Raw genomic sequence first — 5,277 nt, 5'->3', positions numbered from 1 at the left:
ACGTAATTATGCAGACCCGAACAAGCTTATTTGTGTAATGAAAAACCCGGCACATCAGTTGGCAGCAAAAATTCAGTACGAAAGCGGCCTGCGGATTGCCGGTGCCACCAGCATCAGGCCGGAACAGTTAAGAGGTATAACATCCGATAAATTCACGGGTAAGGCAGTCGCACATCTGAACTATATCGGGAAAGGAGGCAAAGCCGGCATAGCTCAGATGTCCCCTGACACCTATGGACAGCTTGTAGAACATATTGCGCGGCACGGATCTTTTGCCGTGAGCCAAGACGGCTATCGTGGTGCACTGAAGCAAGCCGCCAAACTGACTGGACAGCAGTATAACGGTAGTCACGGTTTGCGTTGGAACTTCGCGCGGGAGCGGTTTTATGAGCTACAGGCAGCACATGTGAGCTATGAAACTGCTCTTGGCGCTGTTTCCAATGAACTGGGGCATAACCGTATTCAGATCACCTACCACTACCTCGGCCTAGATTAGTCTGGCCTTAGTAGTCGTATGGTTGCTCACAAAACATATAGTACTCCGGCGTGAGCCGGTAAATTCAAGCCCCTCAGTTAGACATCGATACGACGTCCGGCTGGGGGGCTTTTGTTTTTGTGGTAGGCCCGTGGACAGCCTCTGGAACATGATTTTAAGGAGGCAGATTATGCTCAAATTAATCCATGCCAACAGGTTGTCCTGCCAGAATATGAGTGGTATATTTTAATGTCGGGTAGCAGCCTCAAAATGATGTTACCCATCAAACATCCTCCGCCTTCACCCCAGATTGTTGATGTTGAAGGACTTGAACATCTGAATCAGTTTATTGAACAGGCTGAGTTGCGTTTAATTGCCGATTGTTTTCATGCATCCCTCCAGGAGTTGTTTTCTCAAGAGACAAAGGAGCCTGACTGATATGAAACGAGCCGTGTTGTATGCCCGTGTAAGTACAACCAGACAAGCGGAGCGTCAGCTTTCTATCCCGGACCAGCTTCGTCAGATGCGGGACTGGTGTCAGCGCGAAGGGTATGAAATATGCGGCGAGTTTGTCGATGAAGGCATCAGTGCCACAGATGACCGCCGTCCTGATTTTCAGCGTATGATGCAGCAGGCTTACCAGAAACCGGCACCGTTTGATGCGATTATTGTGCATAGCCTCTCGCGTTTTTTTAGGGATCATCTGGAGCTTGGTATTCACGACAAAAATCTACGCAAAAACGGCGTGAAGTTGGTTTCCATAACTCAGCTGACCGCCGACGATACCCACGGTGAAATGATTCGCACCATTAACGCAGTATTTGATGGCTATCAATCGAAGGAGACTGCGAAGCACACGTTACGCTCGATGCAAGAAAACGCCCGTCAGGGTTTTCATAATGGCTCAAAGCCTCCTTTCGGTTTCGATGTGCAGGATGTGCATGTTGATGGCCGAAAAGACGTTAAAAGAATGTTGGTGATAAATCAGGAAGAGGCAGAAATAGTAAGGATGATATTCAGTCTTTATCTGGAAACATCCAAGGGTGTGAAGGGGATCGCCTCCAGGCTGAATGAACAGAATATATCCCGGCGGGATAAGCAGTGGAGCACTACTATCGTACATAGTATTCTTACTAATGAAATATATAAGGGAATCAGGGTATTTAATAAACACCACTGGAAAACCCATGAGCTGAAGCCTGAGTCTGAGTGGATAGTAACCGAGATTGAAGCGATTGTTTCAGAAGATTTGTTTGCCCTGGTACAGGAGAAGCTGAAAAGCAGAAGCCCGGCTGTGTCACACCCCAAACGCTTATCATCCCCAAGACTGCTGTCCGGTATACTGAAATGCGGGATCTGTGGGGCAAATATGGTGATGGCCACTGGTAAGGGTGAAGGGGGAACCTACTACTATTACCGTTGTTCCACCAAGACGAGGAAACATGTGAAGTTATGTTCATCACGCCCAGTACGGATGGATCAGTTTGATGGACGTGTCCTGAATGCTTTAGCTGACGTGGTTTTTACCCCTGAGCGAGTGACTGTCATGTTGCAGGAGTTGCGGCAGCGGCTGCAGGCAGATGGCGGTGCCAGTCTGAAAGCACTTAAACAGCGCCAAGAGGCCTTGCAGGTAAAGCTCAAAAATGCCTATCGTGCAATTGCAAACGGTATTGAGGTTGATCAATTTTTTAAAGATGAACTGGAATCACTGAAAAATCAGGAGGCGGAGGTTTCTGCCAGGATTGCGAGTTACCAGACATCACCCAGAGCGGTGGTCGATTCACTTGATGCCCGGGTGGTCGAGGCGTTTTGTTCAAAACTGAGAAATGAACTGTTGGACACCACAAAGCCGTTCAGTAAGGAGTACCTGCAACTCCTGGTAAAGGAAGTAATCCTGAAAGATGGCGTTGCAACGATCCGAGGGGGCTACCGCCCACTGGCCGGAGCGATACGCTGGGCAGCGGAAAAAAAGAATCCGACAGCTGCAAAAGCAGTTATCGGATTCAATAGTGATTGGCGTCCCCGAGACGATTCGAACGTCCGACCCCTTCCTTAGGAGGTTTTTTTTGCACAAGGTAATTCAAACTACAAAACAGGTGCAAAAAGTAGACTTTCTGCACTCGACTATGGAGCCCCCTGAATGGGGGCTTTTTGTTATTAAACAGAGTGCAAATACAACTGAAAAATCAAAGCGCAGATTATGTAACACAATCAAACCATGTGCATATTTACAACACTTAGTTTATAATACTTATTATGTGACACCTGATGATAGCCTCAAGATCAATTTTAGGGTTGTCACAAATACGAACGTTTGGGTGACATATGCTGATTGGGTACATGAGGGTATCAAAAGCAGACGGTTCGCAGGTTACTGATCTACAACGGGATGCATTGGTCGCTGCAGGCATATCAGTTGATCAAATCTACGAGGATAAGGCATCGGGTAAATTAGATGCTCGACCGGGACTTGATTCTGCGCTGAAGGCACTGCGAGAAGGTGATACCTTTGTAGTCTGGAAGCTTGACCGGCTTGGACGTGACCTGAGACATTTGGTTAATACAGTGCATGATCTTGCCAGCCGTGGGGTAGGATTCAGAGTGTTGGCGGGACATGGAGCCACGGTCGACACCACGACACCTGCTGGCAAGATGGTTTTTGCTATCTTTGCGGCTTTGGCTGAGTTTGAGCGGGAATTAATATCTGAGCGGACCAGAGCTGGGCTTGCTTCAGCCAGAGCGAGAGGACGGTTGGGTGGCGCGCCATACAAGATGACACCTGCAAAACTGAGGTTGGCGATGGCTGCTATGGGGCGGTCCGGAACCAATGTTGGGGAACTCTGCCAAGAGTTGGGCATTACACGACAGACACTGTATCGGCATGTGGACCCCAAAGGCATGCTCCGTTCAGACGGGGAAAAACTACTGGCAAGCAAAAGCAAATAACAAATAAAAATTTATGCCGCCAAGACAAGAGGGCCTATAAAAGAAAATCTACGCCATCAACACCTTCTGAAACATCAATATCATCAAGAACGTCACGAAACAGCTCAGGAGTATTAGTGTGAATCGGGATTACTCGTTTGGGCATTAACGTTTTGACCACGTTTTTTAGAGTTTCAACCGAAGCATGGCCACTGGTATGAATGGTGACCAGATCCAAGTTGTGCTCATGAATAAATTCGAGCAACTTCTTGTTGTATGATTCTGTGAGGTACCCGCCCCATTGCGACCAGACAACCTTCGCTCCGTCTATGCCATTGATCTTTTGGAGATAGTCCAGCACCGATGGCCTGATCAACATAACTACCTCTGACTGCCTACCTGACAATTGCTGTGGCGTCATCTTGTATTTTCCGTATTTGATGAACTGTTCTTCCTTCCCAACACGTTTGAGCTTTCGCGTAATTGAAGACGGGAAATAAACCTTCACATCATCAAAGGAAGGCGAAGGATGGGGCAACTTCGCTTTTGCAGCGAGGGATTCAAGCACATTGGCAATATATGGATCTATAACCAACATGCGCTTGCTACGTTTGGCAGCTCTGTAGATTGAAACAAGCCGGTCAATATTCTGCCCAGATACGGCGACCAGTACCAACTGTGAAGTAGCCCTGCAGAGTTGGTATAATTCATCTTCTATCTGTCGCTCTGTTTTCGGTTGCTCATTGCGCTCCAGCATTGTTCCTTCAATCAGCAGGGCGTCAACACCTTGCGGCACTGATTTCAGCATCCTGCCAATTGAGTAAGTCTTCCTGCCATGATCCCTGAAATCACCCGTATAAAGCAGCGTCTTCCCTTCTGCCTCAATCAAGAACGCATAGGCATCAAAGGCTGAATGATCAACCAGGAAGGGGGTAATCTGCATGGAGCCAACCGTGACAGGAGTTGCGCTTCTGATTACTGAAAGTTTGTTTGGATGCCAGCCTTGATTGGAGTAAATGGCTGAAAGCGCCATCAGTTCTCTGGTGCCTTCGCCCAGATAGCAGGTGATATCTTCTCGTACATATTGCGCAAAGCCATAATGATCAAGATGAGCATGAGATATCAGGAGTGCGTCAACGCTCTTACTGTCCTGATCCCATTTGTAAAAACCAGCGATGTTTGGCAGAACACCTGCGGCCACCAGTTCCGGACCGGATAGGCTCTGGTACTGACGCATATCAAATCGCTCACCATTTACAGCAAGCAACGGCATGCCTATGTCCAGAACAATCCTGGTGTCGGCATGTCTCACCTCAATGCAGGACCCGCCGATCTCATGGGTGCCACGGTGGATCGTGACAATCATAAAAGGTTACTCATGGTGCCACCCCAAAATTTCATGATCTTATTTTTATTATCGGTGCTATCAGCGATGGCAAGATACACTGTTATCGGATTGCAGTCTGTTTGCTTCTCGTGTGGTCTGGTATTCAGAACTTTTGCAATCCTTTCGTCCGTCAGGATGCTTGCATCTCCTGCTGACATTTTTTCAAGCAATTGCTTTGTTTCTTCAATCTGTTTAATGTCCCGCGCATTAGCAGACCAATCTCTGCCGGAAGTCTGGTTTGAAGCTGCTGAGAGGCGATAAAGATGTACAATGTAGCGGTGTTCAGCATTTGCCTCTGGATGGCTCACCCTCAGGAAGTCGTCGATAAGATGATCAAGTCCCTCGTTCATGCCAAACTCAACTATTGCTGAGAGTGCCAGATAGTCATAGCTGCTTTGATCATTATCGTCAGGCTTTTTGATAACGGCGATATCCCAGTTCTGGCGCCTTTTTTTGCCAAGGTTCACTTTGGTCGGATACTCTTTCTGAA

The 5,277-nt window shown here is 47.7% G+C and carries 5 protein-coding genes and 1 pseudogene; 4 read left to right on the top strand and 2 right to left on the bottom strand.

Features of this window, described 5'->3' with window-relative positions:
* The 4 genes and pseudogenes from OEL57_RS13750 to OEL57_RS13735 all read left to right on the top strand — a co-directional run.
* Positions 1-496: pseudogene (locus OEL57_RS13750) on the top strand (hypothetical protein); the annotation flags it as partial.
* A gap of 249 nt (positions 497-745) precedes the next feature.
* Positions 746-913, top strand: a complete 168-nt coding sequence (locus OEL57_RS13745; protein WP_300741192.1) for a hypothetical protein — start codon at positions 746-748, stop codon at positions 911-913.
* 1 nt (position 914) lies between these two features.
* Positions 915-2,531: a recombinase family protein gene (locus OEL57_RS13740; RefSeq protein WP_300741190.1), complete on the top strand. Its 1,617-nt coding sequence runs from the start codon at positions 915-917 to the stop codon at positions 2,529-2,531.
* 269 nt (positions 2,532-2,800) lie between these two features.
* Positions 2,801-3,421, top strand: coding sequence for a recombinase family protein (locus OEL57_RS13735; protein WP_300741187.1), 621 nt, complete (start codon positions 2,801-2,803; stop codon positions 3,419-3,421).
* Between the two features lie 34 nt (positions 3,422-3,455).
* Here OEL57_RS13735 and OEL57_RS13730 read toward each other — a convergent pair whose 3' ends face one another.
* Positions 3,456-4,766 carry an MBL fold metallo-hydrolase gene (locus OEL57_RS13730; RefSeq protein ID WP_300741186.1) on the bottom strand — a complete coding sequence of 437 codons (1,311 nt, stop codon included), beginning with the start codon at positions 4,764-4,766 and terminating at the stop codon, positions 3,456-3,458.
* On the bottom strand, positions 4,763-5,277 hold a 515-nt coding region (locus tag OEL57_RS13725), incomplete at its 5' end, for a hypothetical protein (RefSeq protein WP_300741185.1). The genes OEL57_RS13730 and OEL57_RS13725, both read right to left, overlap by 4 nt.

The organism is Trichlorobacter sp., from assembly GCF_030247655.1.
GTDB lineage: Bacteria > Desulfobacterota > Desulfuromonadia > Geobacterales > Pseudopelobacteraceae > Trichlorobacter.
Note: the sequence above shows the minus strand (reverse complement) of the source record. Positions and strands in the feature narration are given on the sequence as shown.